The 1,873-nt window shown below is 73.7% G+C and carries 2 protein-coding genes; one reads left to right on the forward strand and one right to left on the reverse strand.

What is annotated here, in order from left to right; genetic code table 11:
* Positions 1-215: hypothetical protein (locus PROKR_RS34050; RefSeq protein WP_169736340.1), on the reverse strand; the 215-nt coding region annotated here is incomplete at its 3' end.
* 167 nt (positions 216-382) lie between these two features.
* Between PROKR_RS34050 and PROKR_RS06250 the strand changes: the two genes are divergently transcribed.
* Complete coding sequence (locus PROKR_RS06250) at positions 383-1,708, forward strand: SpoIID/LytB domain-containing protein (RefSeq protein WP_157601926.1); 1,326 nt, start codon at positions 383-385, stop codon at positions 1,706-1,708.
* Positions 1,709-1,873: the final 165 nt, after the last annotated feature.

Here is a 1,873-nt window from a genome sequence, read left to right on the forward strand (position 1 = left end):
GTGTCGGCGTCCTCCGCGTGCCCGGCTGGCTCGGCGAGCGCGGAGGGGTCGCGCCGTGCGGCCGGGTCGACGCCGGTCACTCGGACCCGGTCGATCTCGGGCGAGACAGCAACCGCCTGGGGCGTGGGCAGCGACGTGACCGGGGCGATCACCCCCGCGGCGGCCAGCACGAGCACGAGGGCGGGTGATGTGACATAGCGCACAGTCGATCGCATCAACCGACAGTAGCCACGGGCAACCCGTACCGCGCGGAGGGCGGCAGGTCCCGCCCGCACAGGAATTTCCGATGGCGAAACGGCCTGCTGGCGGAGGTGCGCCCCGGATGCTGCCCTCTCGTCCGTGCTGCACAGTGAGGAGGGACGGTGCCAGTGGAGGTGATCCCGTGCCTGCCGGACGAACAGCGGTGCGACGTTCCGCGATCCCGCGAGGCGTCCCGACGCCGGCCCGGGCCGCACTGGGCGTGATGCTCCTGGTCCTCTCGCTCCTGACGCCGGGTGCCCCGGCGTCGGCCGCGGTGCCCGACTCCTTCGCGATCAAGGGCTCCGGCTCCGGCCACGGCGTGGGGATGCCGCAGTACGGCGCCTACCAGATGGCGCGCGAGGGGGCGTCGGCGGCGAAGATCCTGCGGCACTACTACGCCGGGACCAGGGCGGGCGCCGTGTCGACCCCGGCCCGGGTCTCCGTCCAGGTGCACGGCCCGGACCCGTACGGGTACTCCGGCTACGGCGACCGCCGCTCGGCCACCACCATCAAGGTGCGGGGCGGGTGGTGGAGCCTGCTGTCGGGCGGCAGGCAGGTCGAGTCCGGCCCGCCCGGCAACCTGCGGGTCGCGGCGTCGAAGGGGTCCGTCGTGGTGAAGGCCGACGGCCGGACCATCCGCGGCCGCAGCCTGGCCCTGGAGTGGTCGGGCACCCCGTTCTACAAGCCCGGCGTGGCGCGCGCGACGGTGTCGGTCGGCGGCGCGCACGGCACCTACCGGTACGGCCGGATGCAGCTCTCCGCGATCTCCGGGGTGCCGAACATCGTCAACCAGCTCCGGCTGAACACCGAGTACCTCTACGGCGTGGCCGAGGTGCCGTCGTCCTGGGGCTCGGCCGGCGGCGCGCAGGCGCTGCGGGCGCAGGCCATCGTGGCCCGCTCGTACGCGGTGCTCAAGGCCCGTGACCTGAAGCAGAGGTGCCGCTGCCACCTCGTGGACGACGTGCGCGACCAGCAGTTCACCGGCTGGAAGAAGCAGTCCGAGCCCCTGTACGGCAGCTACTGGCGCGACGCCGTGAACGCCACCCGGTCCTCGACGCGCACGGCACGCGTGCTCACCTATCAGGGCGCGCCCGTCGAGGCGCACTACTTCGCCTCCAGCGGCGGGCGGACGGCGCGGTCCGAGGACGTGTGGACGACCCGGCTCCCCTACGAGCGCTCCGAGCCCGACCCGTACAGCGCCAAGGCACCGGGCAACCCGACTGACTCGTGGACCCGCGTCATCAGCCAGTCCCAGGCCCGGGACCTCTTCGGCCTCGGTAACGTGCGGTCGATCAAGGTCACCTCGCGCTGGTCCAGCGGGCAGGCCCGCACGCTCGTGGCGACGTCGGCCGGCGGGGCCCGGCGGACGGTGACCGGCAAGGCCGACCGCATCCGCACGCTCGTCGGCGCGCACACCCGCGAGGGGAACGTCCCGGCGGCCTGGATCAACCGGATCCTGCCGCGCTGACGCGGCTTCTCTCCGCCGCCGGAGGCCCGGTACCCTGCGAGCACGAACCGGAGTACCCGCCCCGGCCCCGACCTGATCGAACGGAGATCGCCCGTGCCGCGGTTGTCCCTTTTCCATGTTGCGGCGGCAGCCGCCGTCCTCGCCGGTGCCGCCACCGCGGCGCTC

Origin of the sequence: Promicromonospora kroppenstedtii DSM 19349 (assembly GCF_000515355.1) — a bacterium.
In the GTDB taxonomy this organism is placed as follows: Bacteria; Actinomycetota; Actinomycetes; order Actinomycetales; family Cellulomonadaceae; genus Promicromonospora; species Promicromonospora kroppenstedtii.